Source organism: Solidesulfovibrio fructosivorans JJ] (assembly GCF_000179555.1).
Taxonomy (GTDB): Bacteria; Desulfobacterota; Desulfovibrionia; order Desulfovibrionales; family Desulfovibrionaceae; genus Solidesulfovibrio; species Solidesulfovibrio fructosivorans.
On sequence record NZ_AECZ01000003.1, the window covers coordinates 104037 to 130523 of the forward strand.

Genomic DNA, 26487 nt, shown 5'->3' on the forward strand with positions numbered 1-26487 from the left:
GTGAGTGATTTGCCAGGAAAGTATCCTGAACTGGGGGCTGGTCACGGGGGGAGCGGCAAGGAACGCGATGCCGCACTGGGATCAGGCGTCCCCATTGGCCGGAACGCCTTGGCCGAGAGTGGAGAACCCTTTGAAAGGGTTCTCCACTCTCGCACGCTCTTTTCAAAAGGATATTATTGTTCAAGGCCGAACGGCCAAGCCACCAGTCCGCCTTCCAGCACCGTCACGTTGTCGTAACCGTTGGCTTCGAGCACCCGCTGGGCCTCGTAGCCGCGCATGGACACCTTGCAGTAGGTGATGACCGGGGCCTGCTTGTCCGCCGGGAGTTCGCCGAGGCGCTTGCGCAGCTGTCCCAGGGGAATGAGCGTCTCGCCGCGCCCAAGGCGCATTTCCTCGAACTCCTTGGGACCGCGCACGTCGAGCAGGTAGGGATGCTCCCCGTTGTCGATGCGGGATTTGGCCACGATGCTCGACTGGCCCCGCATGAGCCCGCGCATCTTGTTTTGCAGGATGTGCGCCGTGGCGATGGCGTGGTCGATGGCCAGGGAAAACGGCGGGGCGTAGGGCAGGTCGGCCATGGCCACGTCGTCCACGGTCAGCCCGCCGAGGATGGCCATGGCCATTTCCGCTGCCTGCCGGTTGACGTTGCCCAGGCCCACGCAAGCGAACCCCAGGATACGGCCGGTTTTGGCGTCGGCGATGAGCTTGGACACCACCGGCTTGGCCCCCATGAAGCCGGGCTTGTCCGGGCTGGCGTTTATGGCCGTCACCACGTCGAAGCCGGCTTGTTTGGCCCGGAACTCGGACAGGCCGGTGGAGGCGGCGGTGAAGTCGAAAATCTTGCAGATGCCGCTGCCGATGGTGCCGGGGAAGGTGGCCGTGTCGCCAAGGACCGCGTTCTCGCCGGCCACCCGGCCTTCCAGGTTGGCCAGATCGCCGAAGGGGGCGAGCATGGGCTCGCCGGTCAGGCGGTTTTTCACTTCCACGCAGTCGCCGGCGGCATAGACGTCCGGATCGGAGGTGCGCATGCGCTCGTCCGTGATGATGCCGCCGGTGGGACCGAGCGCCAGGCCCGCCGCCTTGGCCAGCCCCGTGTTGGGAGCCACGCCGATGGCCATGATGACCAGCGTGCAGGGCAGTTCCCGGCCGTCGGCCAGGGTGACGCCGGTGACCTTGCCGTCCTGGCCGTTAATGGAGGAAATCCCCACGCCGGTGATGATCTTCGCGCCCTTGGATGTGGCGTGGTTCTGCACCAAAAGCGCCAATTCCGGGTCCAGGAAGCTCAGGGTCTGGGGCAGGGCCTCGACCACGGTCGCGTCCATGCCGGCTGCAACCAGCGCTTCGCAGGTCTCCATGCCGATAAGCCCGCCGCCGATGATGACGGTCTTCTCGTCTTTGTTGGTGGCGGCCAGCTCACGCAGCCGGTCGGCGTCCTCGAGGCTGGTCAGGGTGGTGACCCCGGCCAGTTCGCGGCCCGGGATGGGCGGCACCTTGGGCACGGACCCGGTGCACAAAATCAGCTTGTCATAGGGCAGGAGCCCCGTCTCGCCGGTATCCACGCGCTTCCAGGCCACGGTCTTGGCCTCCCGGTCGATGCCCGTGACCTCAGTCGAGACTTTGGCGATGATGCCCTTAGCCCCGGCGAAAAATGCTGAATCGCGCACCACGCCGGCCGGGGTGGCGAGCAGCATGTCGCGGTCCTTGACCTCACCGGCCACGTAATAAGGATAGCCGCAGGAGGCCATGGACAGCGCGGATGCTTTTTGCAGCAGGGTGACTTCCGCAGTCTCATCCAGGCGCTTGGCTCGGGAGGCCGCCTTTGGACCGGCGGCGGTGCCACCGATGACGACAATGCGTTTGGTGCTCATACGAATTTGCTCCTTTAGGATTTCGTAACTCATGCCTGAAAACCTTCTTGCTTGTTGACCGCACTGGATATGCACCACGCGCAGCTGTCGGGCATTGATTACAATCAACGCGGGAGAAAAAATGGGAAAATAAGGAAGGATGCGTCCGAACGAGGCTCACGGCCGGTGGTGGCCCAACATTTTTCCCCTCCAGTTGGGAATAGTGTTGGGAACAAAAAAGGGCTCACAGCCCTATCAGAGGATTAATCTAAAGGATGTTGCCGGGGTAGTGATCGTCTGATCCCATCCCCAGTTTCAGCCTCTTCACCCCGTGCCCAGCCCTAGTCCCCACCAGTTCAGCCGCAATTGATCACTTTCTGAAATGAAAAAGGACCCCGCTCGAGGGCAAGGTCCCAGTATGTTCACGTAGTCCTGCCGCCGTCCCTGAGAGGTCTGTGGCGCATCAGCCAACATATCGCCAACGGACAGCCAACAGGCTGCCAAAGCGTCTGTGGCGCGGTTGCCAACGGTTATGTTGGCGAGACTTAACCTAAAAATTGAAAATTTTCGCCTCTGCCGCCATATCGATCAGATGAGGCCCGCCATCTAACTGCATGTTTGAATGGAAAGTGGCCTCGTCCAAAGATCGATTATTTGCACATGGAGTACAGATGCCAACCTTTACTTCATTTTCAACCAAATAAGGCAGATAATCTTGCGGACAATCTCCTGTCGTGGTTTTCTGAGTCAAATCACGGCTGGAAACTGCCCATTCAACACCACCATCAATGAAAAACATATCCACATGGTGCCCCTTGCCATGAGCTATCTTTGCAAACTGAAAACACCGTGTCGCTGACTCATTATCATTTTTACTCAAAACGAACAAAAAGTTGGCCATATCATCCTCCTTCGTTCATCAGTCCAAACCTGTAGTGAAAACGACTTTGACGCGCCTGACACTGCTTCGAGTGTCCAATCAAGCATTTACTGGCAGACAAACCTGAACATGGAGTCAATCTCGTCAAGCACTTTGCCCGATCGGTCGGCCAGGGCAGTGGCCTGGGCAATTTCCTCTACGGCGGCGTTGACATGTCCCATATTGCGTTTTGCTTCCTCTTGGAAGCCTAAGATGGTTTAAGCATGACCAGGGGGCCGGGGCATGGGCGCAATGTTATCGGAAAAGGCGGAGCAGGCCTGCGGCGATCATTTAAGGCCGATAGGAGCGCCTGAGGCAAACGACGGCTCATGAAGCGGGAGAACGATGTCCGCCGCGTCCCGAATTCGCCGCAAAATGTCGTAGGCGGCGTAGGTATTGACGCAGGTGCCCGGCGGGATGACTTCCATTTCCCGGGCCGTCACAGACGTCGGCGGAAACAGGTTTTCGCGGATGACGCAAAAGCCGGTGATGACGGCTAATCCAGCCGGAGTGTCCACAAACACGGACATGCCGCCTTCCGTATGGGCCGGGGTATGTACCATGCGCAGACCGGGAACAATTTCGGTGTCTTCGGTTAAGGACACCATCTGCCCGGCTTCCGCCACGTCTTCGATGTATTCCTCGTTATAGCGGTAATCCAGGGGGTGCGGGTTCCGTGCGTGCGCCAGCTCCCTTTCGTGGACATAAAACAGGGCGTTCTCGCACAAGCTGTCATTTTCACAATGATCGTTGTGAAGATGGGTGTGCACTACCACATCAACGTCGGCGGGCGTCAGGCCGAAACGGGCCAGTCCCGCAGCAAAGCCATGGATCGCCCCCCCGATGGCCGCCTCTCGGGCTTCGGAAACCACGGGACGCATTTCCCCGGTATCCACCAGGATACGCGTATCCCCTCCTTCCAGATACCAACCGTAGATGGGAATGGTATACGGCTTCCCGTACTCGAATTGGTACGTCATCATTCCCTTGTCGAATTCCTTGGTTCCCAACACGATGGGATGGATCACAAACGTGCTCACGACATCCTCCAAATTCCGGCATCCCTCTCGCCTGTTCGATTTGTCTTCCGCGAACTTTGCACTCATTTTCAGGAAACCGGATTCGCCGGCACATTCAAACTGTCCCGTGCACCGATGACAGTGCTCTAAATCATGCTTGGCTTAGGCATCAATTTCAGGAACAACTTATTTCGGCCTGTATTCATGAGGAAGATGCGCGGTCCCTTTTACGCAAGGGATACCGGCTTCACGGGCGATTCGAGACAACAAGCTATCGCTGTCCGCACAAAACCCGTTTCCATTGACCCATTTTCCTTCTTCCTTGTGCGCGAACGTGCAGGTGCACCAGTGCAGAATTTCCGCTCCCTTGGCTTTCAGGACCTTTGCCAATGCCACGGCGCGGTCGCCAGGGCAGCGGCATGTCATGACGCCGACAAGTTCAGGATGGTCGGTCCCCGCAAAACCTTGGGAACCACTGGCAAGACAGGAAAGGCAGCCGGTGAGGGGGCACGTGGTTTCATTTTTCTCGCACCGGATCAATCCGATTTTGGTCATGGCCGAACTCCTTGTAATCAACGGCGATTGTCGGGCGTTGTTTCCAACCTATTGTCCGTTCTTGAAAATGGTCAGCCGTTTGACGCCCTGTATCTGCCTGTAGTTTCCCCCCTGGCTGACGCAGCGAAGCACCTTGTCAGGTTCAGAAACCACGGTTCCGCACAAGGCATCCACCCTGTGATCGAACAGCAGCGGCGTGAACGGCACCGAATCGCCCAGCATGAGCACGAATGCGTCGGGTCGGCACAGGCGGATGAGCCCGTCAAACGTATGGTTGGTGATGGAGGTGCCGGTAATGGCCACGACATCGGCCTGTGGCAGGAACTCTTCAGCCTGTTCGGGGCCGAAATCGCCTTCGTGGGGATTGTTTTCCAGAACCCAGAGGTTGGCGGCCTGTTGTCGGACCTTGGGAAGGAAGGGAAAATGGCCGATGACCGCCACGTTTTTTTCGGTCCCCTTTTCCAGGAGGATGTCTCCGGCATTGCGCTCCACCATGACGGACTCGTCCACGGGCAGGAGGGAATTGATGGTGGCCATGCCAATGGCCGCTTCCAGCAGGCTTTGCGAATGCACCAGGGAGACAAGTTCCTCGGCGGTTTTTTCCAGAAGGAAACCTGGTTCCGCCACAAGGGGCGGTTCTTGGCGCAAGGCATCCTTGGGCAGCGTCGCGGCCAGCCCGCAACGCCGGGTGACCACTGCGGTATGGAATACGCCCTGGCGAATATCCATGACCGGACAATCGTAGTCGAGCACGCGTGTGAGTTCTTCAAGCAATGTCATGAACGTTCCTTGTGCTTGGTTGTTTCCGGAAGGAAGGAGCAAAAGCTCAAAGGGCCTTGGCGCAAAACCGTTCCCAACCCATAAGTTCCGCCGCGCCGGCGATGGTCGTGCCGTAAAAGATGATCGGGCGGTCATCGAGAAACGCACCCACGGTATCGTTGGCCAGGGTGGATCCCGTAACCACGAGCAGATCGGCCCGAGCCAGGGCCTCGTCCTTCCGGTCCGGCCCGAGGATCTCGGTGTCGTATTGGACCGTGCCGATGTTGTCCGGGTCGAGATCAAGCACCTTCAGGGCAAACCGTTCGCTCAGAGCCTGGATGATCTTGGGCTGGAATCCGACCTGCGTGATACGGACGTCGCCAAAACGCTCGCTGATGTAGTGGCTGAATTTCGCGGCGCATTCATTGGGTTCCTTGTCGCGGCAATGGATGGTGCGGTCGCACAGCCCCAGTCCCCGAACCGTGGCGTTGACCGAAGCCACGAACACCGCCCGGCGGAAGTTGTTTTCCAGCGGCATCGCGGCGACATCGGCCAGGGTTCTGGAAAAATCCCCGAAGCGGTCGGTGAAAGCCTGTCCCTTGGCACCCCGGAACTCGGCTTCCATGAGCCGTTCCTTGCCTTTTTGCAGGGGGAAATCCTCGCCTTCGGGATCGCCTATGGCCTCATGGACGGTCAGCGTTCTGGCCGTGACCGTGATGGGTTCACGAAGCAGATCGTGTTCCTCCCACAAGGCCAGGGCCTTGCGCCGGACAAGTTCAAGCGTTCCAGGTTGCATGGCATCACTCCTTTGGTGTGTACAGGGAGGCAACATTCAATGTTCAAGTTCAATACGTTTTCAGTCGTATGCGGCCATGACGTCCGGAGCCTCCTGCAGGAGGGCTTCGGCTGCCGCAGCCATGTTGCTGTCCGCCCAAAACGGCAGTTTCCGATGCGCATTGAAATAATTGAGAGGGATGGGATGTGTCCCGACCACCACGGGAAGGTTGTATTGGGATTCGATAAACGTCTTGAAATGGCTCAGGTGGGGGCATGGCGGGTAGCCGACGACCAATCCGGTGGCCAGATGGACAACCGTCGCGCCGTTTTTGATAAATTCCGCCGGAACATATTCTACATTTCCCCCGGGGCAGCCGCCACAGGAGGCGAAACCGACAATGGATGCGCTTTGCTCCGCCGCGTAGCGGGCGAATCCGCCCCGGCGTTCCCGCAGAGCCCGAAAACACTTGCCGGCCCCGCAATTTCCGTACCGGGCGCAAATGATGATACCGATGCTGACCATGTGTTTTCCCTCTCGACGGAACTCCCGTCACCCGGAACGGGTGGCGGGAGTCTCGCGTCATGGCCGTACGCCGTCAGCCCTGCGTGGTTTCATCGCCCATCTTGGCCAGGCGTGCCTTGATGGCCGCCAGGGAGCTTTCCATGGCCGTGGCCTGCTGCCGCAGAAATTGCCGTTCCATCTCCGGCGTGGCCGCGCCGGAGACGGGCCCGACCGGTGCGGCGCCCATGAAATTCGAACGCCAAGCACCGCGAAAGCCACCCCGGTAGAAGCCGCCGCGACATCCCCGGCCAAAGCCGCCCTGGCCGAAGCCGAGCCGTTGTCCGCCCCACCCCGGAGCACTGGCAAACCCGGGAGTATTCGCCCCCGAGCAATAGCCCATAGAGCGTCCCGTCCCGGACCCCATTCCGTTAGGTCCTGTTCCATCACCGCGTGGCATGATGCATCTCCTTTCGGTTAGAGGGTTATGGCCTCGCCATGGCCGCCCCGCAGGCGGGGCAACGCATGGTGGCGCAGGCGACTCCCGGCGTATGCGGCGCTGTCTGGCCGCATTGCGGGCAGACGCATACGTCCGTTCCTGGCTGCGACCCGCTCGAAACGCCAGGCGCATTACCCGATCGGCCAGCCTGACCCAGGCCGCGTCCCTGGCCTTGGCCGCATCGGCCACCGCCGCCCCGGCCGCCACCCTGGCCGCCTTGTCCCTGTCCTTTGCCTTGACCCTGACCGCATCGGCCCTGGCCACCTCTTCCACCTTGCGTCGCGCAACCTTGCCGCATAAAAATATCCTCCAGTTAAAAGGGGATTCCCTTTGCTCGCGTCTGTTTTTCCCGCCACGAAGGCGCAGGGTGCCTATTGCCCATCATAAGGCCCCGATTCGTTGTTGGTTGCATCGGCAGCCAGTCGTCCCACCGCTTCTCCGGCCGTTTCCTCCATGGACAAGGGCACGTGCTCAATGAAATCCAGGCCGGCCCGGGATACTGCGTTGAGAAATCCAGGATGGGGAGGACTGGCCAGCAGCGCATTGGCCCCGGCGTCGCGCAGGTTGTGCAGAAGGTGCATCACGGCACCCCTTCCGCGACCGGTCTGCCGGGTATTTTCCAGGTACTGAAAGGACATGTCCGCCAAATTCACCAACGTGAATCCAGTGGCCCGGTCGAAGCGGGGAGCGACCAAGGAATCCAGCGTCGGCCCTTGGCTTGGCACAGCCACGACATACCCTCCACCGACAGGCTGGGCCTCCTGAAGACTTGCCGCATCCTGAGGTTGCGCTACTTCATAATGGCCACCCTCGATGCGCAGCGCCGCGCCTCCAACCAAGGCCCGGGCGACACTCGTCCTGGCCTCAGCCAGCACCCGGCCAAACGTATGCCGGGAAACCCCCATGCCCACGGCGGCTGCCTCGGTGGTCAGCCCTTCCAGGTCAGCCAGACGCAACGCCTCCAGGCCCTCTATGGAAAGCCGGATTTCCACGAGTTCGCACAGGGGAATGCCTTGTGGCTTAAAATAGGTTGCCTTGGGGATACCGGCCACCCACCGGCGCAGACGAGGGCGTGGCATACAGGACTCCTTTGTTTTGCTCAAAAGAGCAAATAACGCCTCGCTGGCCCGAGTCAAGCCTGTTGGCGTTTTTTCTCTCATTTGAGCAAAATTACCCCCCCCGCCTGGCCGATCGATTGACGAAAGGCCATGCGTATGAATCAGGATAAAAAGCGGAAAAGCCCTTTCTGCCGCGTACCCCCCTCGGGCCTGTAGAGATCGCGCGGGCTGTTCCTGATCTTTTCCCCGCGCCAAAGCTCAGTATCGCCGTCACCGATGCGCGGTCCATCCATGTTGAAGGTTCCCGGCATAGGTCCTCTTTTTGCCACGGCAATTGTGGCGGCGGTGCCCGACATGCCGGATACATGGTTGCATTCAACCGGAAGCCGTCAAAAATCTCTTGCCGTCGGAGCGCGCCATACATGTCCAAACCGGAGGGGGTGAGCCAGCGCGCTTGAGTGTGCAGGATGTGTGTATCCTCATGTGTACCCCTTCAATAGTTACCTAAAAGGAAGTATTGAACAAAAAAGTTAGTACAAAACAAAAAAGTTAGTACTTGACGGAAAATAAGCAACGCCTATTTCTGCCCACAGGTAAAGCATTACCCGCTTCGCTAAGGAGTCAGAAATGGACCAAGAAAAACAACGAGAGCAACCGCTCGCCGAAGTGGAAAAAGATTTTGGATTCGTCCCCAACCTGAAGGAAGAGATGGACCAGAACCGTCATGGCCTGTCGTTTCTCGGAGAAAACCAAATAAACGAACAACTTCACTCATTCGACCCCAGCAACGACGAGCTTGTCGGCAGCGTCGCGATTACTCCGTTGGAATCCATTGGCGAAATTGTTGCCAGAGCACATTCCGCCGCCACCAGTTGGAAAAACATCGGCATAACCAGGAGAATGGAAATGGTTATGCAAGCTTTTGCCGGAATGGAGCCTCATATGACTACGCTGGCTGAGTTGATCAGCCGAGAGATGGGCAAGGACATCCGCCGAGCCAATGGGGAAGTTTCCGGTACGGCGTATAGTGGCGTGTACATTGCCCAGGCGACAAATGAGGCCCTCGGGCCACGACGCCTAAGCGCTGAAACCCGTGTGGAATATAAGCCTCTTGGCGTGGCTGCGGTCATCTCTCCGTGGAACTATCCGCTGGCAATGGCCAATAACCTCATCGTCCCTGCACTGGTGGCTGGCAATACCGTGGTGTTCAAGCCCTCCGAGGAAACACCGCTTGTGGCAAAGGACTATGTCGATATTCTCAACAGAAATTTGCCCGAGGGAGTGTTAGAAGTTGTCTTTGGTGATGCGAAGCAGGGCAAGGCGCTTGTCGAAAGCGACGTAAATCTGGTCGCCTTCACGGGTTCAATGGCTGCGGGCAAGGACATCATGGCCAGGTCTGCCAGCGGGTTGAAACGTCTTATAATGGAGTTAGGCGGTAACGACCCTATGATTGTACTGAACGATGCCGACATCAATTCAGCAGCCCGATTCGCTGTTGCCAGTAGTTTTGAAAACGCGGGACAGATGTGCACCTCAACGGAACGCATCTATGTGGATGCAGGCATTGCAGATGTATTTGAATCCCGTGTCGTCGAGATAGCCCGGACATACAGGGTGGGGCCATGGAACGAACCGGGAGTCAACATTGGCCCCCTTGTGAACGCACGGCAGCATGCCAAGGTGCTGAAACACATCCAAGACGCCGAAGATAAAGGCGCAAGGATGCTTTTGGGAGGATCAGACCAACCTAAAAGATATATCCACCCCACGGTTATCGCGGACATGTCTCCCGAGATGCTCCTGGAGCGGGAGGAAACATTCGGTCCCGTGGTGGCCATGAGTAGGTTTAAAAATGTCGAGGATGCCATTGAACGTGCCAATGCAACCGATTACGGTTTGGGAGCCGTTGTCTTCGGAAAGGCGGAGGCAAATCGTGTCGCGGATCAGGTAGAAGCGGGAATGGTCGGTATTAATCAAGGTGTCGGAGGAATGGGCGACGCCCCCTGGGTGGGGGCAAAGCAAAGCGGATTCGGCTTTCATGGATCTGCGGATGGACATCGCCTTTTTGCGCAGACAAGGGTGGTGAACAGTTGAGTCCACAAACTTCAGAAACAGAAAGATACGCAGGATTTGAGCAGGGGCCTATCCGCCCTCCCAGTGAGGCGGAAAGCCTTCTTATTCGGGTCTCACGGAATTGTCCGTGGAATCAGTGCTCATTCTGTGGCTTCTACAAGGGAAAAAAATTCTCGATGCGTCCAGTGGACCACATCCTGCGCGATATTGATACTGTCTACGATTACGTGCAGAAGTTATTGAGATTCACCAACGAGGACGGGCACATCCAATTCGACCGGTTCCATGCATTTGAAAAAGAACCGAGTTACGACAGCCAGGCTTTCCATGCCGCTTACAACTTCGTGATCAACGGCATGCAGTCCATCTTCATGCAGGATGGCAACAGCTTCATTCTCAAGCCTGATGATTTGGTGCGGGTTTTGGAGCATATCCGGGCCTGCTTCCCGGGCGTGGACCGCGTCACGACCTATGCCCGGTCAAAATCCGTGGTCAAGGTCAGTGACGAGGACATGCTCCGCATTGCCCAGGCAGGCCTCAATCGAGTCCATATCGGCATGGAATCTGGTTCAGATAACGTGCTGAAGGCAGTCAAAAAGGGTGTGGATAAGGCTACCCAGATTGCTGCGGGGCAAAAAGTCAAGCGAGCTGGGATGGAGCTTTCAGAATATTGGATGCCGGGCCTTGGCGGGCGTGCATTGTCATGGGAAAACGCCCATGAAACAGCGGACGCGTTGAATCAGATTAATCCCGATTTCATCCGCTTGCGCACCCTGGGCCTAGCCGAAAGCGCCCCCATTACGGCGCAATATCAGGCGGGTGTGTTTGACAAGATGGGTGAGGTGGAAACCGCTCGTGAATTATTGCTTATGCTTGAGTCATTAAACGGAATCCACTCGGCGGTGAGAAGCGACCACGTCCTGAACCTGTTTCAGGAGGTTAATGGCAAGCTCCCCGACGACCTTGAGGCAATGACTGGGACAATTAAGACCTTTCTCGATCTCCCGCCTGAAGAACAGATGCTGTTCAGCATCGGACGCCGAACGCACCGCATGGCCCGCCTGGAAGATCTGGGCAACAATGAAAGACGGGGATACGCTAAACAAATGCTGATAGAGCTTGGGGTGAATGCTGACAACTGGGACGCGGTAGTCGATGCAATCATGAGGCGATTCATCTGACGAGGACTCCTGGATATCATCCGCGTAGCTCAGGTGCCGATTGAACAAAATCCAAGAAACCATGAAACACCTCTACGAACAGAAGCCAACGCCGACTTTTTAAAAAAGTCGGCGTTGGCGTACCGAGATGGCCATGCAACCCCCAAGGCGGCATGAGCACCAACCGGGCTATAGAGCTTAAATGCATCGCCAACTTGTCCAACCAAGTCAGACCACCTCAGATTACGCAACGACCTCAAGCACATCATCTGATTGTTTGAATAGTAGCCCACAAAAATCCATCCCGGACCCAGCGGCGCACCACCAGCAAAAATTCCTAAAAAATCTACACGGAAACAGAAAACCTCACCAAACTAGACACTTGGGGAACTTTCCAGAAGCATTGGGATACTTTCTCGTACAAATCGAAGGGAAAATTGAGATGGGGATGCTGGGACGGGGTCCAACACCTCAGCCAACGGGTAGTGTTGGCGCTGGTGCTTTTTCCAAAAGAAAAAGGGGTCACCGATTTCTCGGTAACCCCTTGGCATGCTTCGTGGTGGAGTTGGAGGGAATCGAACCCACGACCTCTTGAATGCCATGCCTCCAGTAGAAAATAACATATTGAAATTTCAAGTATTTTTAGAAAAAATTCGGGGAGCCACAGAGCCTTTGTTGACTCCAGCCAACAGTAACCATTAGGCCTGTGACGCATCAGCCAACATACCGCCAACGGACAGCCACAGCGTCTGTGGTGCGCCTGCCAACGATCATGTGGCGTGGCCGCCAACACAACTATCAAGGTGGCGAACATAGAGCACAATGCCAACACGTTCTCAACCGGTTCCGCAAGCTGGCGATTCGGTATGAACAGCTCGGGACAACGCCTTTAGCATTGATCCACTTGGCGGCAGCAATCATTGCATTCCGAAAGTTAAAAACTCAAATAATTTATGAGCAAGTCCTTAAACACACTTCTCACTTTCCTTTTAAGCACAGGCTCCCAAAGCCTGGTTCGGGGTGCACAGGGAGAATTCACGAAACTCGTTGATGAGATGCGCTTGGTCGTAATAGCCACTATCCTGGGCCAGGGTTGCGAATGAAGGGGATTGCTGTTGACGCAACAGTCCGAAGCAGCGTTGAAAACGGACGATGCGGGAATAAAGCTTCGGAGAGATGCCCACGGTCCGTGTAAAAATCCCGCTTATGTGGCGAACCGAATATCCGGTTGCCGCTGCCAAGTCGCCAACCCGGATATTTCCGTTGGAACTATCTATCTTTTCAACAAGATAAGACACCAGTGACGAAATGCCGGCACCATACTGCGCACAACCGGCATAGAACCTTTCGAACAGGTCGATACGCTCTCCGAACGAGACGGCCGTACTGATGCGCTCCACCAACTCTCCAGCGCTTCCCTGTACATCGCGAAGAAGGATCTGCCGTTCCGTGAACTGGTTGAGCGGGCATTGCAGCAACGCTTCGGCCGTGCCCGGGAAAAACCTCGCCCCGAAGTACACCCCCCCGCGTTCGAATTCGACCAGGGTTCCCTTTTTTACCGAACCGCAAATTTGGGCCTCAGGCTTGCCGCCAGAACACTGAAAGAGAATGTCAACGGTTCCGTCCGGCACAGCGACAATGGCTCGTTCGTCCCCACGGGAAACGACGAAGCTGTAATACTGCGCCAAGCCCACTGCGTACGCGCCGAACCGGGAATTGTAGTTCTCCGTGGACAATTCAAAAAAAGGCTGCTCCGGTATATATTGTTTCAAGGACACCATAACACGCCTCCTTGGACTGTACCGGATTTAGCAACGACAGCGCCCAAACGACTTCTTCACACTCCAAGTCCTTTCTTTTAAAAAATCAACAAGTTGAGAGGACAAGGAAAAGCTCTTCTCAAGCTGCCGTCCACTCCTGCGCTTCTAGGAATTTGGGTCCTTCCGGGTTTCCCGTGGATAACACCAGGCTCAGGCATGTTCGGGCTAGCAACCCAGGCCGCCCCAGAAGAGGGAGATGACGGTCGTGAAGTACGCTTTGTTCCCGTACCGCATGCCCTGTGCCAGCTTGCCGGCAGCCCACTCAACAAGGGCATCCACTCGGCCTTCGACCGTGTCCAACCTGCCGTCGCCACCAAAACCACGAGTCGATCAGTCCAGAATCCGAGCATACTGACCATGTTCTTCATGGGGTCTCCGGGTTGGTCATAACCTGTCCCCTCACCACGGAAAAGTTGGAAGGCCCAACGGAATCCTTACATATTTGAAAAAATACTTCCAAATTTGCGCGGCAGCGCCTGCAAAATGTAACCAATTTTGTCAATTCAACACAACCCGGGAACCAACGGAAATGGCCGAATAAAATGCTTAAATTATTAAATAAAATATAAAAAAGCGTTTACAACGAGAAGCTCTGACCGTTCTCGGCACACAAGGAGTGCCGATTTTTACAATATTCGAAATATCCTTTCCGGCGATCGGTTGGGTAACGGTTCATCAAAAAATGCCAGGAGGCAGCCTCATGCAGCGCATGAACTACTCTTCAGGAGCTCCTCTGGAGGACATCACCGGATACTCCCGGATGGTGAAAGTCGGCGACCACATCTACATCGGCGGCACCACCGCCGTGCAGCCGGATGGCACCGTGGCCGGCGACAACCCGCATGATCAGGCCGCGTATATTTTCTCGAAATGCATCGCCCTGCTGCAACAGGTACAAGCCTCAGCTTCGGACGTCATCAAGGTCAAAGCCTACCTTACGGACATGGCCTACGCCAAAGACGTGGCCGCAGCATACAGCGAACACTTCAAGACCGTCAGGCCGCTGTTCACCATGGTTGAAACGCCCAAGCTCAATCGTCGGACCCAGTTCGTCGAAATCGAACTCGAGGCCCATATCGGCTGTGAACTCGGCTGACCCTGTACCCTCAAATCACAAGGAGCAAAACCAATGACATACCCAAAGATTGAGTTTCTGTACCTCAACGAAGACGACATGATCAAAGCAGGCGTTACCGACATGGCTGGCTGCGTGGACGCCATGGAGGAAATGTTTCGACTGCTCAAAGTCGGCGATTTCCGCATGGGCGGAGCGAACAACAATTCCCATGGCGTGATGATGCTGTTCCCTGACGAGTCCCCCTTTCCGAACATGCCGCTGAACGGACCAGACCGTCGCTTCATGGCCATGCCGGCCTATCTCGGCGGCCGGTTCGATATGGTTGGCATGAAATGGTACGGATCAAACACTGCCAACAAGCAAAAAGATCTGCCGCGCTCCATTTTGATGCTGACGCTCAACGACAAGGACACGGGTGCGCCGCTGGCCTACATGTCGGCCAACATCCTCAGCGCCTATCGCACCGGCGCGATCCCCGGGGTCGGCGTTCGCTATTTTGCCCGCGAGGAAAGCCGCGTTGTGGGCATTGTCGGACCCGGCGTCATGAGCAAGACCGCCTTTGACGCCTTCATGACCGTGCGTCCCGGCATTGCGCGCGTCAAGGTCAAAGGAAGGGGCAAAAAATCCATCTCCAGTTTCATCGATTACATCAAGAACAAATATCCGTCCGTAAAAGCCATTGAACCCGTCGACGCCATTGAAGACGCGGTGCGCGATGCCGACATCATCTGCGTAGCCACCTCCTCTCCGACAGGCAACGTCAACGAATACCCGTACATCAAGGAGGAATGGATCAAACCCGGTGCGGTCATCTGTTGCCCCGCCGCAGGACGTTTCGACGATGACTTCATCCTCAACCGCGCCCGCAACGTCGCAGATTACGTTGGGCTCTATGAAGCCTGGGCTGAAGAGATGCCGTATCCCGCCTACCACACCATTCCCATCCCGGCCGTGCATTGCATGGATCTTATCGCGGAAGGTCGGATGGACAAGAAGCAACTCGAGGATTTGGGCGACGTCATAACAGGAAAGCTGCCGGCACGCAGGCGCGATGACGAAACCGTTATCTATTCTGTCGGAGGCATGCCCATCGAGGATGTGGCCTGGGGGACCACCGTATACCGCAACGCTCTGGAACAGGGCATAGGCACCCGACTCAACCTCTGGGACAAACCGCAGCTCGCATAAACCTGGCATGGCAGGAAAACTATCGTGCGCATCGAACAGCATCCCATTCTCGGGGAAACCCCGAAAGGCAAGCAGGTCACTTTTATCTGCGATGGCCAGGAGGTGACCGGCATAGAAGGCGAACCCATTGCCGCGGCCCTTTACGCGTCGGGACTGCGGGTTCACCGATACACGACAAAGCACCGTGAGCCGCGCGGCGTGTTCTGCGCCATCGGCCGATGCACGGACTGCGTCATGATCGTGGACGGAAAACCGAACATACGCACCTGCGTCACCCCGCTGGTGGCGGGCATGCATGTGCAGACCCAAAACGGCGTCGTTCCCATGGGCGAGGAGAACAAGGAATGACCAGACATGACCTGATCATTGTCGGAGCGGGGCCAGCTGGTCTGTCAGCAGCCATCGAGGCCGCGAGGCGGGGACTCGACGTCGTTGTCTTCGACGAAAACGCCAAGCCAGGCGGCCAGCTCTTCAAGCAAATCCACAAATTTTTTGGCTCAAAGGCACACAAGGCCAAGATTCGCGGCTTCAAAATCGGTGCGGACCTGCTGCGTGAAGCCAACGAGGCCGGTGTCCGGGTCGTGCTCGGAGCCGCGGTGACGGGGCTGTACCTGGACCATGAGGTTACGGTTCGAATCGATGATCGCCTGGAGCATTACAAGGCCGACGCCATCATCGTGGCAACGGGCGCATCGGAAAACATGGTGCCCTTCGAGGGCTGGACATTACCCGGTGTCATCGGCGCTGGCGCAGCCCAAACCATGATGAACCTGCATCACATCAGGCCGGGAAACAGGGTACTGATGCTCGGTTCGGGCAACGTCGGACTGGTGGTCGGTTTCCAGTTGTTGCAGGCGGGATGCGAAGTGGTGGCCGTGGTGGACGCGGCTCCCCGCATCGGCGGCTACGGTGTGCACGCAGCCAAGCTCGCCCGCTGCGGCGTCCCTTTTTTACTCTCGCACACCATACAAAAGGCCCACGGCACAAACGGAGTGACCGGGGTCACCATCACTCGGATCGGGTCGGACTGGGCTCCCCTCCCTGGGGAGGAAACGTATTACGACGTCGACACAATCTGCCTGGCCGTGGGCCTGTCTCCCATGTCGCAGCTACTGAAAATGGCGGGCTGTCGGATGAAAGACTCCCCGCTCGGATACGTGCCTGATATCGACGCCACCGGTTCGACCAGCGTTCCCGGCATCTTTGCCGCGGGCGACGTCTCCGGCATTGAAGAAGCGAGTTCGGCCATGATCGAAGGACGTATCGCCGGTGTGGCCGCCGCCGAATACCTCGGCTTCATTGGCGCCGGCGACCTTGAGCAAAACGTCGCGGATTTCGAAGAAGCGCTTGGCTGTCTGCGTGAAGGCATGTTTGCCCCGAAAAACCGAGGCAAGGAGATCGCCGCAACCGATGAGGGCATCCCCCTCTCCCGCGCCTTGCTGACCAAGGGCTACCTCGCCAATGACGAACTCGAGCGCTTCCCTGGCATTGCCGCTTCCCGCCGCGAAGGCATTCACCCTGTCATCGAATGCACGCAAAACATCCCCTGCAACCCGTGCCAGGACGCCTGCAAACAACACTGCATTAAAATTGGCGAGAAGATCACCGTCTTGCCGGTAATTGATACGGAACAGCTGTGCACAGGCTGTGGGATGTGCGTGGCTTCCTGCTCCGGACAAGCCATCTTCCTGATCGACGAATCGCAAAATGACGGCTTTGCTACGGTGACCTTGCCCTATGAATTCCTGCCCCTCCCCTCTCCCGGGACCCTTGGCAAAGGATTGGACCGCAGCGGCAGCCCGGTCTGTGATGCGGAAGTCGTGGACGTCAAAACCGTCAAGGCTTTTGACCAGACATCCTTGGTGACCATGCGCGTACCGGCGGACATGGCCATGACGGCGCGTTTCTTTCGTGCGGCAAGTTAAACCGGTGTGCATCGTATTGTCCGCAACAATTGCCCCTCTCCTCAGTGCAAGGCCTTAATCTGGCCGGGAGGAACACTATGCATGATTTCAACGACAGATCGACAGATATCGGCCCGTTCATCCCTCAGCCGGATGATGACTTGCTCATCTGCCGCTGTGAGGAAGTGACCAAAGGCGAAATTCGCCGGGCCGTCCATGACGGCATGTTTACCCTGACAGAGATTCGCCGCTACCTCCGCACGGGCATGGGCCTGTGCCAGGGCCAGACCTGCGGGACGTTAATCAAACGCATTGTGGCCAGAGAGTTGGGCATTTCACCTTTGGAGCTCGAACCAACGGTTTCACGCGCACCCATGCGTCCGGTGGAGATGCGCATTATGGCCAATGACGTATCGGGAAATCGCAAATGAGCAACAACACGGACGTGCTCATCATAGGCAGCGGGATCACAGGCAACGCCACTGCTTATTATCTGACCCGAAAGGGGCTGTCGGTTACCGTGCTGGAAAAAAGCCCGCATATCGGCAATGGAGGTTCAACCCGTAACGGAGGCGGTGTCCGTCAGTCAGGCCGCGACAAGCGCGAGTTGCCCCTGGCCATATACGCGGTGCAAAACCTGTGGCCGACCCTGTCGGACGAACTGGAAATGGATGTCGAATACTACCAGGCCGGCAATCTGCGCCTGGGGAAGACCGACGCCCATATGACAACCCTTGTCGGGCTGACGGAGAAGGCGCGTTCAACGGGGCTGGACGTTCGCATGATCGATGGCGCGGAGGCCCGCGAAATCTGCCCGTATCTCTCCGACCAGGTTTTGGGCGCCAGTTGGTGTCCCACCGACGGCCACGCCAACCCTCTGCTGGCGACACTGGCGTATTATCGACAGGCTCGTCGCCTCGGCGCGCGCTTCATCACCGGTGAAGAAGTGACTGCCATACGGAAGGTCCGCGGTCGAGCCAGAAAAGTCATCACAAAGACAGCTACATACGAAGCTGAAACCATCATTCTTGCAGCCGGGTTCGAAAGCCGCCCCATCGCCTCCGCCGTCGGCATCGATGTACCGATGACCAGGGCGCTGCTGGAAGTGCTGGTGACGGAAGCGCAGCCGCCCATGTTTTATCAGATGCTCGGCACTGCCGCGGCAGACTTTTACGGGCACCAGAGCACGCATGGATCGTTCGTGTTCGGCGGAATATCCGGACTGGAAAGCGTGAACAAGGACAATGGAACGCCTGTGACCAACAGCTTGACGGCCTCATGCTGCTGCAGGGGCATCATGGATTATTTCCCCTGCCTGGCGGACGCGAAGATAGTCCGCACCTGGGCCGGATGGATCGACGTCTGCGCCGATCACATTCCAGTCCTGAGCACTGTGGAGGAGGTCCCAGGGTTGATTCTTGCGTGCGGCTTTTCCGGACATGGTTTCGGTATAGCGCCTGCCGTGGGGACACTCCTGGCCCAGATGGCGGCTGGAGAAGACCCCGTGCTCGATGTCGAAGCGTTCAGGTACGACCGCTTCAAAGCCAAGATCTGAGTGCTCAAGGAATCGTCGTGAAATACAGAGTCGAACAAGACAGCCTCGGTCAGCGCCAGGTCCCTGCTTCGGCCTATTATGGGATACAGACGCTTAGGGCCATGGAAAATTTTCAGGTCACAGGCATCCCCATATCCCATTATCCCCGACAGATTCAGGGGCTGGCATGCATCAAAAAAGCTGCTGCCCTGGTCAACATGGAACTCGGGTTGCTCGATCCGGCCATGGGCGAGGCCATCGTGAAAGCGTGTCACGAAGTCCGGGCCGGCCTTCTGGATGATCAGTTCTCGGTGGACGTCATCCAGGGGGGCGCAGGGACTTCGGTGAACATGAACATGAATGAAGTCCTCGCCAACCGGGCGCTGGAAATTCTTGGCCATTCCAAGGGGGAGTATACATTCTGCCACCCCAACAACCACGTCAACCTGTCCCAATCCACCAACGACGTATACCCCACGTGCCTTCGCCTGAGTTCGATCTGGACCGGGCAGGATCTCATCCGGGCATTATACCGCCTGCGGCAGGGGTTCGATGCCAAGGGAGCCGAGTTCTCCGACGTGATCAAGATGGGAAGGACCCAGCTCCAGGACGCCGTCCCGATGACCCTGGGGCAGGAATTCTCCGCATACGGGGTCACCATCGGTGAAGACATCCAACGTCTCGAGGAAGTCCTTGATCTTTTGCTGGAGATCAATATGGGCGGCACGGCCATCGGGACAGGCATCAATACCAAGCCTGGTTACGCCCCCATGGTCTGCGAACAACTGGCCCACATTACGGGCCTGCCCCTCGTCAAATCGGCAGACCTGGTTGAGGCGAGCAGTGATACGGGCGTTTTCGTGCAGCTTTCAGGCGTCCTCAAGCGCATCGCCGTCAAGTTGTCCAAGATCTGCAACGACCTTCGCCTGCTCTCCTCCGGTCCTTTTGCCGGGCTCAACGAAATCAACCTCCCCCCCATGCAGCCGGGGTCTTCCATCATGCCCGGAAAGGTCAATCCCGTTATCCCGGAGGTGGTCAACCAAGTCTGTTTTCGGGTCATCGGGAACGATCTGACGGTGACCATGGCTGCCGAGGCCGGACAGCTTGAGCTCAACGTGTTCGAGCCAATCATCGCCTTCAACATATTCCAGTCCATGGACATGCTCACCAGAGCTTCGGTCATTTTGCGGGAACGGTGCCTGCTGGGAATCACCGCCAACCGGGAACGATGTCTGGAGTTGGTCCACGGCTCGGCCGGTATCGTGACCATCCTGGTCCCCTACCTCGGCTATGACGAGGCGGCCTGCATTGCCAAGGAAGCTCAATGCTCAGGGAGAGCGGCATACGACTTGATACTCGAGAAAGGGATCATGACCTCGTCCCTTCTCAAAGACATTCTGGACCCGGCCAAGATGACCGGTCCACGCATGATTCCCAGGGAGAGAAAATACGACAGGCTTCAAGGATAACATGTACTAAGATAACATGTACTAACCGGGAGTACGCTATGAAGGCAGAGCTACGAAAAACCCTCGGTTTCTTTTCCTGCTTTTCCGTTGCAGTGGGATTGGTTGTTGCTTCCAGCACTCTGGTCTCTCTTGGCCAGGGAATGGGGTTGGCTGGAGGCGGATTCATCATTGCCATGGCAGCGGCCTGGGTCCTGCAGTTGTTTTCCGCGCAAAGTTACGCGGAACTCTCCTGCATGATGCCCCACGCCGGAGGCATCAGGTCCTACACCAAGGTCTCCATGGGCTCGCTGCCCGCAATGGCCGCAGTGATACTAGCCTATATCATCCCCAACCTCTTTGCCGCGCCGGCGGAACTGGCGGTGGCAGGGACGGTCATCAAAGAAACCTTTGTCCCCGGTATCCCTTCCATCGTCTGTGGAGGGCTGCTTCTGGCTCTGCTGACCATTACTAATGTCATAGGCGTGGATGTCTTCGCCAAGCTTCAGATAGCCTTCACGCTGACCATGATGATCTCCATGGCCCTGCTCGGCATTATCGGCCTGACTGGAATTGGCGCCCGGCCTGCACCGGACCTGCCGAACATGCCGTTCAATCCGATGGGAATAGGCGTACTCGGCCTGACGGCGTTGGCCATCTGGCTGTACATAGGCATCGAGTTCGTCACGCCGATGGCCCAGGAAGCCAGGCAGGCCGAGAAAAACATTCCCCGTGCCATGTTTTACGGACTCTTGGCGATCTTTTGTGTCAATCTTGTGTACGGATATGCTTCGCTTAAGTATGTCCCGGCGGAGCAGTTGGCCAACTCCAATCATCCCCACGTGGACATGGCTCTGGCCATGCTCGGCAAGCCCGGCATGATTTGGATCGCCATCGTCTCTGTCTTCGCCAGCGCCAGCACCATCAACACCGTTATCGGCGTCGTCCCACGCATGCTGTACGGGATGGCCGTCAGCCGCGAGCTGCCTGCAGTCTTTCGATCCATTCACCCCCGCTTCCATACACCATGGATAGGTATTTTGTTCATGGCCGGCTGCATAAGCCTGTTTTTCTTCGGAGGCATATATAAAGCGCCCAATCTTATTGTCTACATCCTGGCCGCTTGCTGCTCATGGCTGTTTGCCTACATCATCGCCCACCTCGACGTCATCATCCTTCGCCGCCGCTATCCGCATTTCAAGCGTCCGTACAAGGCCCCGTTTTATCCGATTCCGCAGATTATCGGCGCCCTCGGTATGGGGTACGCCATCGTGAACATTGCGCCCGTCCCCGAGATGGAAAGCACTATTTTCCGCCTTGTCGGCATTATGGTCGCCGGAACGTTCGTCTATGTAATCTTCTGGCTGCGCTTTATCGCCAAGGAGCCCATGTTCCGTCCCATGCCCATGCAGGATGCGCAAGAGGAATGGGGCCTCGTGGAAAAAGAGCTCTACCCAAACGGCATTCCGGCAACTTTTGTTATCAATCCCGGCTGCATCCCAAACTGCGGTTCGGACATCAACCCGGTTGCAGCTGTCTCAACCGACAAGTAGTCACAACTCCTGGGAGGCATCATGTATCTTATTCAGTCAATCATTCGTCCGGAAAAAATACTTGAAGTGGCCGAGGCCCTCGCTGCAATCGGCGTGTACGGCATGACCAAATTCTCGGTTGTCGGGCGTGGCAAGCAAAGCGGCCTCAAAGTCGGGGACATTATGTACAAGGATATGCCCAAGGAAATAGTCCAGACGATTGTCGACGCAGAACAGAAGGATGCCGCTGTGGCAACGATCATGAAGGTGGCGCGCACCGGAGAAGGGAACCATGGTGATGGCCGTGTATTTGTCATTCCTGTGGCCGAGGCTTACACCATCCGCTCTGGAGACCGAAACTATTAATCGGCAATCAAGGGGCAACGATGTTCAAATCAATCAGGAACCGTCATAATGCCGCTAACGAGGCCATCCTTGGGACGTCACGCCTCTTTGCCGGACTGTGGGGCGATGTCAAACTGGCCGACAATGGCGACGTACATTTTACTGGTCTACCGAAGGAGCTGCAGGGATTAACCGCAACCCAGACCTGGCAACGGCAGCTTCTTGGAGGAAGCATGTCCATCAATCTATGCCTGCGACGGGAGATTTCCTCCTCAGGGCACGGCACGCTCCGCTTTTGCGGTGGCAAGTTCCGCCACAAAGGCAACAGCACCATGGCGCACGACCTGATTGATCACCTGCACGCGGACGCGTCCCTCATGACCGAACTGCGGCATCTCGATCTGGCCGCACTGATCATCACGCTCTCCGGTAGCCAAGCGACAATCATGCTCACCCCGTACGGGGGCGGGCTGGCCTTTCTGGTGATGCCGCCCGTCCGCTACGCCGTCGCGTTTCCTCCTGATCAGATAGCCATGACAGCGAGGGTGGTCACGCGGCTGGAACGTATCGTCAGCGGACAAAGCCGCGACAGGGGCTCGCGCATGACTCACTGAAAACAAGTACCTTTTGTCCGATCGGCTCGGTTCGCTTGCCCGGCTAGTTCTTGCGGTAATCCTCGTCCAGGGATCAGGCTTCGGTGCCGACGACGAGAAATCGGGACAGTGTTCGTTCACCTGCTTCCGATTTTTTCAGAGGATGCATCGGTAATGTCCGAAAGTCCGGGTAGAGGCAGGTTTCCAGGAGAGGGAGGAAGGCCAAATGCCCACCACCTCTTGAAAATCCCAGTTCTAGATGAAATTATTAGAATTTTCGGCGACGACGCAACATTGTTGTGCTTTGAAAAGGCTGGCGAATTCTGCCATCGACGTCTCGTAGCAGAGTGGATCGAGAAGGGTACTGGGGTTGAAGTGCCGGAGCTTCAATTCTGATCGGCTATACGCCCAACCTCGCGGCGCGCAGCCTGCGTTCCAAGCGCTCGAACAGCATCGGGCTTATCGTGGCCGACATCCAGAACCCCTTCTTCGCCATGGTCACCCGGGCCGTGGAAGACGTGGCCCAGGCCAACGACTACAGCGTCCTTTTGTGCAACACGGACGAGGATCCGGACAAGGAGCGCACCTATCTGGAACTCATGCGAAACGGCAACGCCGCCGGCGTCATCCTGGCCCCGACCGGCCGCCTGTCGCGGCAGTTCCCGCCGCAAATCGCCTCGGCCATGCCGCTCGTCATCATCGACCGCCGCGTGACCGGGGCGAGCCTCGACAGCGTGGGCATCGACAACGTGGCCGCCGCCACGGCCCTGACGCGGCACATGCTGGAACACGGGTATACGCGCATCGCCGGCCTGTTCGGCGCGATAAGCAGCACCGGGCGGGAGCGGCGCGAGGGGTTTCTCGCCGCTTTGAAGGAGGCCGGCGTTTCCGCGCCCAAGGAACTGGTCCTCAGCCTTCCGGCCAAGGAGCCGGCGGGCTACGAGGCGACGCAACGGCTGCTCGATTTGTCGCGGCCGCCGCAGGCGCTCATCACCAGCAACGGGCTTTTGGCCACCGGGGCCTGCAAGGCCATCCGGGACAGGGGGGTGCCCATGCCGGAAGGGATCGCCTTCGCGACCATCGACGAGACGCTGTGGACTTCCATGCTGCGCCCGGCGGTCACCGTTGTCGCGCAGCCGGCCTACGCCATCGGCCAGACCGCCTGCGAGATGCTGCTCAAGCGCATTGCCGAATCAAGCCGGCCGACGCGGCAAGTCGTCCTGGCCAGCGACCTCGTCATTCGAGAGTCTTGCGGTCCGCACGGACCGGGCACCCCGCGTGATGTCGCCGTGGTCGCCCATCCGGAGCCCAGCCGCCGTTAGCCCCTTCGCCGCATTGGCCGCCAGCGGATCAGATGACGGATGCGTCCCGCGACAGCGAGGATTGCAAGCCCTTGAGCTGGAAATGCCAGAACGCGGTGAACGCTTCGCGTATGGCTTTCCCGTCTTCATGCGCCTGCAAAATGGCGACGATCATATCCACGGTGCCGACAAAGACGCGATTCAAGACAAAGAGGGTCGCCGGGGACAGGCCTTCCCCACGTCCGCTGCGCTTGGGATAGTCGGCGGCGAGTCTCGTCAATTCGGCAATGAGGAGCCGGCGGACGCGCTCGAGCGCCGTGCCCTCCGCCCCGCGCAGCAAAATAACGACCTCCAGCCGGTATTGTATCCAAAACTCCAGCAGGGCTTCGGCCCGGGCGGATTGAGGGTGAAATCAGCGCCGAAAATTGACCACTCGGCAGCCCCCTTAGATGTCTCGGATCACCAGAGGCACAAGGGGTACCGCGAGGAGATGCTGAGAGTGGAGACGATCAAAAAAGTCCGGCCAGCGGCGCGACGAGATGGAAAATCAATTAAACAGATTGCACGAGAGCTGAGGTTATCCAAGAATACCGTTCGGAAGATCCTCCGAGAAGATGTGATTAAGCTACACTACGAGCGCCGTGTCCAACCACGTCCCAAGTCGATATCCCACCCGGCTTGTGCGTCCCCTTGGCACGTGAACCATAAAGCACCACCTTTTCCACTGATACCCATTCATTTGCGGCATATATGCATCAAATATGACCATGCTCTGGTTTAGCCTTTTTGCTAACTGAACGGCTTCAAAGCCATCTTTAGCCTCACCGAGTAAAGCGTATCCCAGCTCGCCTATGCTTTTTTAGTACGTGCGAGCATAATTTAGAATCATCTGCAATAACTATTCAGGGGCAAGCCTTTCTAAACTTCATTTTGTTCAGGATATTTTATGTAAATTGGCGAGATGAAGAGACCGGCTTGACAGTTTTCGCTTGGATTCCCGCTTTGTCCTAACTGCCGGATATTGAGAATTCAACCAAAGCTGTCCCAAGTCTAAGAAAGAAGCCCAGTACTTTAGTTAGTTGTTTTCTTCACGACGAAGGCTGATAGCTATGATATGCTATAGTCAGAAATTGCGTGCCAACTGCAAGCACCCCGACGACTCCGATTTCTGTTACACAACAAATCTCAGCACAATTAAATAGCCGACTTCCTCTGACAGCATACACCTTATTTCACGACACATAACGAGACCCATTAAAGAAACATCTAAAGTAAAAACCTCTCTGCAGCCATGCTATGAAGAAGCGCTTTTTGGTCGTTACAATGAACTATTTTCGACTCGACACTCTAACTCTAAAGATAGCTACAATAAATCATTACCAATGTATTGTAACTTACATATAGTTTATTTTCGAGATTTTTTATTGCATAAAGGTACTGCATGGCAAACGTGTCCTGATATATATTTTTAAAAATCTCGATATATGCTTCAGGCTCAACGGCTTGACGAAGTTCTGAAATATCTATCAAAGCACAGGCATCTTTAAACGAGTCAACGGACAACATAATGAGTTTGTGAAATTTCTCAAGGTACTCCGCATTGATTCGCGTCCTGTGGATGATGTCGTCAAATACAAAGTCGCGAAAAGCCCCATACTCTTCTTTTGAAAGATCTGATAAACGAGAGAATACCGCAGAAAGATGATTGAGATATATAACGCAGCCCCGTTTGAGCAAGTAGATGTCTTTCGTCAATTTTAACAGAAGCGAGACTTGTGTCTTAAACGCCCCGAAGTCAATAGCTACCTGTTGGGATTCCACTGAGAAATAAATCGGGTAGCTTAACGGCTTCCCTTGGTCCATCTGAACGCCTAAGAGCTGGCCTTGCCCATCCTCATCTACTTTTTGCCACGCGACTGGCCCAGAATAAAGCACTTTCCCCTTGACTTTAAATGGGACGTGCAGGTTTATCCGTTCCCCTCGGTTGATGCTTTCACGACCTTGTACCCAGTTAGGGATATTAATCTTAACTCCACCCTGACTCACATCTTGGAGCAGATATTCAAACGGCTGGAAATCCAATTCCCTGGAACCGAAAAAAGGGAGTACGATGGACTCAATAGGCAGGCGGGCTTCACGCCGGGACTCCGCTCCTTTCATGTTGTGCCCTGGGCGAGAGCCGCAGTCCTTTTAACCAATTTCAGGACACTGCGCCCATCACGACGTTCATAGGTCACGCTGTCCATGACGTCGCGCATAATGGCAATGCCACGTCCTCTCGATGCTAGAGATATCCTTTGTTCGTAGCCAATCCTCTCAATCCCCTCTGGCATCCCAGGTCCGCAATCGCTGATGCTAAAGACGATACGGTCTGAGGCATGGGCGATTTCCAATTGGACAAATTCGTCGGGCCTATCCGGCAAACCATGGATAATGGCGTTATTGAGCGCTTCACAAACCGCTAACTCAATCAGAATGGCATCCTCCTGACTAAATAGCTCAAACTCACTTACTGCCCGGACAGACAGCCCCGCCAGAGCAACATCATCCAAATTTGCCCGTATGGTTATGGTCATGCGTCG

26 protein-coding genes and 2 pseudogenes are annotated in these 26487 nt (G+C 56.7%); 15 read left to right on the top strand and 13 right to left on the bottom strand.

The genetic code is table 11. The features are described 5' to 3' along the window. Positions 1 to 173 precede the first annotated feature (173 nt). The 9 genes from DESFRDRAFT_RS03290 to DESFRDRAFT_RS21770 all read right to left on the bottom strand — a co-directional run bounded on the left by DESFRDRAFT_RS03290 (position 174) and on the right by DESFRDRAFT_RS21770 (position 7953). Positions 174 to 1868, bottom strand: coding sequence for an FAD-dependent oxidoreductase (locus DESFRDRAFT_RS03290; protein WP_005991076.1), 1695 nt, complete (start codon positions 1866 to 1868; stop codon positions 174 to 176). A 529-nt stretch (positions 1869 to 2397) separates the two neighbouring features. Next, the gene (locus DESFRDRAFT_RS21005; protein ID WP_081458397.1) at positions 2398 to 2748 is read right to left on the bottom strand and encodes a DsrE family protein; all 351 of its coding nucleotides are present in this window, start codon (positions 2746 to 2748) and stop codon (positions 2398 to 2400) included. A gap of 305 nt (positions 2749 to 3053) precedes the next feature. Further along, positions 3054 to 3806, bottom strand: coding sequence for an N-acyl homoserine lactonase family protein (locus DESFRDRAFT_RS03295; protein ID WP_005991077.1), 753 nt, complete (start codon positions 3804 to 3806; stop codon positions 3054 to 3056). A 165-nt stretch (positions 3807 to 3971) separates the two neighbouring features. Beyond that, on the bottom strand, positions 3972 to 4340 hold the full coding sequence (locus DESFRDRAFT_RS21010) for a CGGC domain-containing protein (protein ID WP_005991078.1): 369 nt from the start codon (positions 4338 to 4340) through the stop codon (positions 3972 to 3974). Between the two features lie 48 nt (positions 4341 to 4388). Next, positions 4389 to 5120: a DUF364 domain-containing protein gene (locus tag DESFRDRAFT_RS03300; protein ID WP_005991080.1), complete on the bottom strand. Its 732-nt coding sequence runs from the start codon at positions 5118 to 5120 to the stop codon at positions 4389 to 4391. Between the two features lie 46 nt (positions 5121 to 5166). Then, entirely contained in the window at positions 5167 to 5895 is a 729-nt protein-coding gene (locus tag DESFRDRAFT_RS03305; RefSeq protein ID WP_005991082.1) for a Rossmann-like domain-containing protein, read from the bottom strand. 60 nt (positions 5896 to 5955) lie between these two features. Continuing rightward, positions 5956 to 6399 carry a CGGC domain-containing protein gene (locus tag DESFRDRAFT_RS03310; RefSeq protein ID WP_005991084.1) on the bottom strand — a complete coding sequence of 148 codons (444 nt, stop codon included), beginning with the start codon at positions 6397 to 6399 and terminating at the stop codon, positions 5956 to 5958. A 73-nt stretch (positions 6400 to 6472) separates the two neighbouring features. Continuing rightward, complete coding sequence (locus DESFRDRAFT_RS21605) at positions 6473 to 7006, bottom strand: DUF5320 domain-containing protein (protein ID WP_336884663.1); 534 nt, start codon at positions 7004 to 7006, stop codon at positions 6473 to 6475. Positions 7007 to 7245: 239 nt separating this feature from the next. Next, positions 7246 to 7953: a DUF134 domain-containing protein gene (locus tag DESFRDRAFT_RS21770; protein ID WP_005991088.1), complete on the bottom strand. Its 708-nt coding sequence runs from the start codon at positions 7951 to 7953 to the stop codon at positions 7246 to 7248. Positions 7954 to 8559: 606 nt separating this feature from the next. Between DESFRDRAFT_RS21770 and DESFRDRAFT_RS03320 the strand changes: the two genes are divergently transcribed. From DESFRDRAFT_RS03320 to DESFRDRAFT_RS22640, 3 genes and pseudogenes are all read left to right on the top strand, one after another. Next, positions 8560 to 10026, top strand: coding sequence for an aldehyde dehydrogenase family protein (locus DESFRDRAFT_RS03320; RefSeq protein ID WP_005991090.1), 1467 nt, complete (start codon positions 8560 to 8562; stop codon positions 10024 to 10026). After that, complete coding sequence (locus tag DESFRDRAFT_RS03325; protein WP_043793672.1) at positions 10023 to 11186, top strand: radical SAM protein; 1164 nt, start codon at positions 10023 to 10025, stop codon at positions 11184 to 11186. Before DESFRDRAFT_RS03320 ends, DESFRDRAFT_RS03325 begins: the two co-directional genes overlap by 4 nt. Before the next feature lie 802 nt (positions 11187 to 11988). Further along, positions 11989 to 12120, top strand: a pseudogene (locus tag DESFRDRAFT_RS22640) (IS5/IS1182 family transposase); the annotation flags it as partial. 34 nt (positions 12121 to 12154) lie between these two features. Here the strand turns inward: DESFRDRAFT_RS22640 and DESFRDRAFT_RS03330 are convergent. Then, positions 12155 to 12946 carry a helix-turn-helix domain-containing protein gene (locus DESFRDRAFT_RS03330; protein ID WP_005991095.1) on the bottom strand — a complete coding sequence of 264 codons (792 nt, stop codon included), beginning with the start codon at positions 12944 to 12946 and terminating at the stop codon, positions 12155 to 12157. A gap of 748 nt (positions 12947 to 13694) precedes the next feature. Between DESFRDRAFT_RS03330 and DESFRDRAFT_RS03335 the strand changes: the two genes are divergently transcribed. From DESFRDRAFT_RS03335 to DESFRDRAFT_RS03385, 11 genes are all read left to right on the top strand, one after another. Next, entirely contained in the window at positions 13695 to 14081 is a 387-nt protein-coding gene (locus DESFRDRAFT_RS03335) for a Rid family hydrolase (RefSeq protein ID WP_272913116.1), read from the top strand. Positions 14082 to 14114: 33 nt separating this feature from the next. Continuing rightward, positions 14115 to 15251, top strand: a complete 1137-nt coding sequence (locus DESFRDRAFT_RS03340; RefSeq protein WP_005991099.1) for a tyramine oxidase subunit B — start codon at positions 14115 to 14117, stop codon at positions 15249 to 15251. A 24-nt stretch (positions 15252 to 15275) separates the two neighbouring features. Further along, positions 15276 to 15599, top strand: coding sequence for a (2Fe-2S)-binding protein (locus DESFRDRAFT_RS03345; RefSeq protein WP_005991100.1), 324 nt, complete (start codon positions 15276 to 15278; stop codon positions 15597 to 15599). Next, positions 15596 to 17176 carry an FAD-dependent oxidoreductase gene (locus DESFRDRAFT_RS03350; RefSeq protein WP_005991102.1) on the top strand — a complete coding sequence of 527 codons (1581 nt, stop codon included), beginning with the start codon at positions 15596 to 15598 and terminating at the stop codon, positions 17174 to 17176. The genes DESFRDRAFT_RS03345 and DESFRDRAFT_RS03350 overlap by 4 nt, the downstream gene beginning before the upstream one ends. A gap of 77 nt (positions 17177 to 17253) precedes the next feature. Further along, positions 17254 to 17586: a (2Fe-2S)-binding protein gene (locus DESFRDRAFT_RS03355; RefSeq protein WP_005991104.1), complete on the top strand. Its 333-nt coding sequence runs from the start codon at positions 17254 to 17256 to the stop codon at positions 17584 to 17586. Continuing rightward, complete coding sequence (locus DESFRDRAFT_RS03360) at positions 17583 to 18710, top strand: NAD(P)/FAD-dependent oxidoreductase (protein ID WP_005991106.1); 1128 nt, start codon at positions 17583 to 17585, stop codon at positions 18708 to 18710. The genes DESFRDRAFT_RS03355 and DESFRDRAFT_RS03360 overlap by 4 nt, the downstream gene beginning before the upstream one ends. 17 nt (positions 18711 to 18727) lie before the next feature. Next, positions 18728 to 20158, top strand: a complete 1431-nt coding sequence (aspA, locus tag DESFRDRAFT_RS03365; RefSeq protein WP_005991108.1) for an aspartate ammonia-lyase — start codon at positions 18728 to 18730, stop codon at positions 20156 to 20158. A gap of 38 nt (positions 20159 to 20196) precedes the next feature. Beyond that, positions 20197 to 21687, top strand: coding sequence for an APC family permease (locus tag DESFRDRAFT_RS03370; protein ID WP_005991110.1), 1491 nt, complete (start codon positions 20197 to 20199; stop codon positions 21685 to 21687). A 21-nt stretch (positions 21688 to 21708) separates the two neighbouring features. Next, entirely contained in the window at positions 21709 to 22032 is a 324-nt protein-coding gene (locus DESFRDRAFT_RS03375) for a P-II family nitrogen regulator (RefSeq protein ID WP_005991111.1), read from the top strand. Between the two features lie 20 nt (positions 22033 to 22052). After that, entirely contained in the window at positions 22053 to 22625 is a 573-nt protein-coding gene (locus DESFRDRAFT_RS03380; RefSeq protein WP_043793674.1) for a DUF3156 family protein, read from the top strand. A gap of 431 nt (positions 22626 to 23056) precedes the next feature. Then, positions 23057 to 23926, top strand: coding sequence for a substrate-binding domain-containing protein (locus DESFRDRAFT_RS03385; RefSeq protein ID WP_272913117.1), 870 nt, complete (start codon positions 23057 to 23059; stop codon positions 23924 to 23926). Positions 23927 to 23954: 28 nt separating this feature from the next. On the opposite strand, the gene DESFRDRAFT_RS03390 is transcribed toward DESFRDRAFT_RS03385, so the two are convergent. After that, positions 23955 to 24245, bottom strand: coding sequence for a hypothetical protein (locus tag DESFRDRAFT_RS03390; protein WP_005991114.1), 291 nt, complete (start codon positions 24243 to 24245; stop codon positions 23955 to 23957). Positions 24246 to 24395: 150 nt separating this feature from the next. On the opposite strand from DESFRDRAFT_RS03390, the pseudogene DESFRDRAFT_RS22825 reads away from it, so the two are divergent. Further along, a pseudogene (locus DESFRDRAFT_RS22825) lies at positions 24396 to 24566 on the top strand (helix-turn-helix domain-containing protein); the annotation flags it as partial. Positions 24567 to 25258: 692 nt separating this feature from the next. Here DESFRDRAFT_RS22825 and DESFRDRAFT_RS03395 read toward each other — a convergent pair. Both DESFRDRAFT_RS03395 and DESFRDRAFT_RS03400 read right to left on the bottom strand, forming a co-directional pair. Further along, a complete protein-coding gene (locus DESFRDRAFT_RS03395) occupies positions 25259 to 26065 on the bottom strand; it encodes a PilZ domain-containing protein (protein WP_005991115.1) in 807 nt (268 codons plus the stop codon). Beyond that, positions 26062 to 26481 carry an ATP-binding protein gene (locus DESFRDRAFT_RS03400; RefSeq protein WP_158306960.1) on the bottom strand — a complete coding sequence of 140 codons (420 nt, stop codon included), beginning with the start codon at positions 26479 to 26481 and terminating at the stop codon, positions 26062 to 26064. Before DESFRDRAFT_RS03400 ends, DESFRDRAFT_RS03395 begins: the two co-directional genes overlap by 4 nt. Positions 26482 to 26487 lie beyond the last annotated feature (6 nt).

Bases quoted from the DNA above. Each gene is read 5' to 3' on its own strand.
- DESFRDRAFT_RS03290 (WP_005991076.1), bottom strand. From the start codon at position 1,868: ATGAGCACCAAACGCATTGTCGTCATCGGTGGCACCGCCGCCGGTCCA.
- DESFRDRAFT_RS21005 (WP_081458397.1), bottom strand. From the start codon at position 2,748: ATGGCCAACTTTTTGTTCGTTTTGAGTAAAAATGATAATGAGTCAGCG.
- DESFRDRAFT_RS21010 (WP_005991078.1), bottom strand. From the start codon at position 4,340: ATGACCAAAATCGGATTGATCCGGTGCGAGAAAAATGAAACCACGTGC.
- DESFRDRAFT_RS03300 (WP_005991080.1), bottom strand. From the start codon at position 5,120: ATGACATTGCTTGAAGAACTCACACGCGTGCTCGACTACGATTGTCCG.
- DESFRDRAFT_RS03305 (WP_005991082.1), bottom strand. From the start codon at position 5,895: ATGCAACCTGGAACGCTTGAACTTGTCCGGCGCAAGGCCCTGGCCTTG.
- DESFRDRAFT_RS03310 (WP_005991084.1), bottom strand. From the start codon at position 6,399: ATGGTCAGCATCGGTATCATCATTTGCGCCCGGTACGGAAATTGCGGG.
- DESFRDRAFT_RS21605 (WP_336884663.1), bottom strand. From the start codon at position 7,006: ATGCGCCTGGCGTTTCGAGCGGGTCGCAGCCAGGAACGGACGTATGCG.
- DESFRDRAFT_RS21770 (WP_005991088.1), bottom strand. From the start codon at position 7,953: ATGCCACGCCCTCGTCTGCGCCGGTGGGTGGCCGGTATCCCCAAGGCA.
- DESFRDRAFT_RS03320 (WP_005991090.1), top strand. From the start codon at position 8,560: ATGGACCAAGAAAAACAACGAGAGCAACCGCTCGCCGAAGTGGAAAAA.
- DESFRDRAFT_RS03330 (WP_005991095.1), bottom strand. From the start codon at position 12,946: ATGGTGTCCTTGAAACAATATATACCGGAGCAGCCTTTTTTTGAATTG.
- DESFRDRAFT_RS03335 (WP_272913116.1), top strand. From the start codon at position 13,695: ATGAACTACTCTTCAGGAGCTCCTCTGGAGGACATCACCGGATACTCC.
- DESFRDRAFT_RS03340 (WP_005991099.1), top strand. From the start codon at position 14,115: ATGACATACCCAAAGATTGAGTTTCTGTACCTCAACGAAGACGACATG.
- DESFRDRAFT_RS03350 (WP_005991102.1), top strand. From the start codon at position 15,596: ATGACCAGACATGACCTGATCATTGTCGGAGCGGGGCCAGCTGGTCTG.
- DESFRDRAFT_RS03355 (WP_005991104.1), top strand. From the start codon at position 17,254: ATGCATGATTTCAACGACAGATCGACAGATATCGGCCCGTTCATCCCT.
- DESFRDRAFT_RS03360 (WP_005991106.1), top strand. From the start codon at position 17,583: ATGAGCAACAACACGGACGTGCTCATCATAGGCAGCGGGATCACAGGC.
- DESFRDRAFT_RS03370 (WP_005991110.1), top strand. From the start codon at position 20,197: ATGAAGGCAGAGCTACGAAAAACCCTCGGTTTCTTTTCCTGCTTTTCC.
- DESFRDRAFT_RS03375 (WP_005991111.1), top strand. From the start codon at position 21,709: ATGTATCTTATTCAGTCAATCATTCGTCCGGAAAAAATACTTGAAGTG.
- DESFRDRAFT_RS03380 (WP_043793674.1), top strand. From the start codon at position 22,053: ATGTTCAAATCAATCAGGAACCGTCATAATGCCGCTAACGAGGCCATC.
- DESFRDRAFT_RS03395 (WP_005991115.1), bottom strand. From the start codon at position 26,065: ATGAAAGGAGCGGAGTCCCGGCGTGAAGCCCGCCTGCCTATTGAGTCC.
- DESFRDRAFT_RS03400 (WP_158306960.1), bottom strand. From the start codon at position 26,481: ATGACCATAACCATACGGGCAAATTTGGATGATGTTGCTCTGGCGGGG.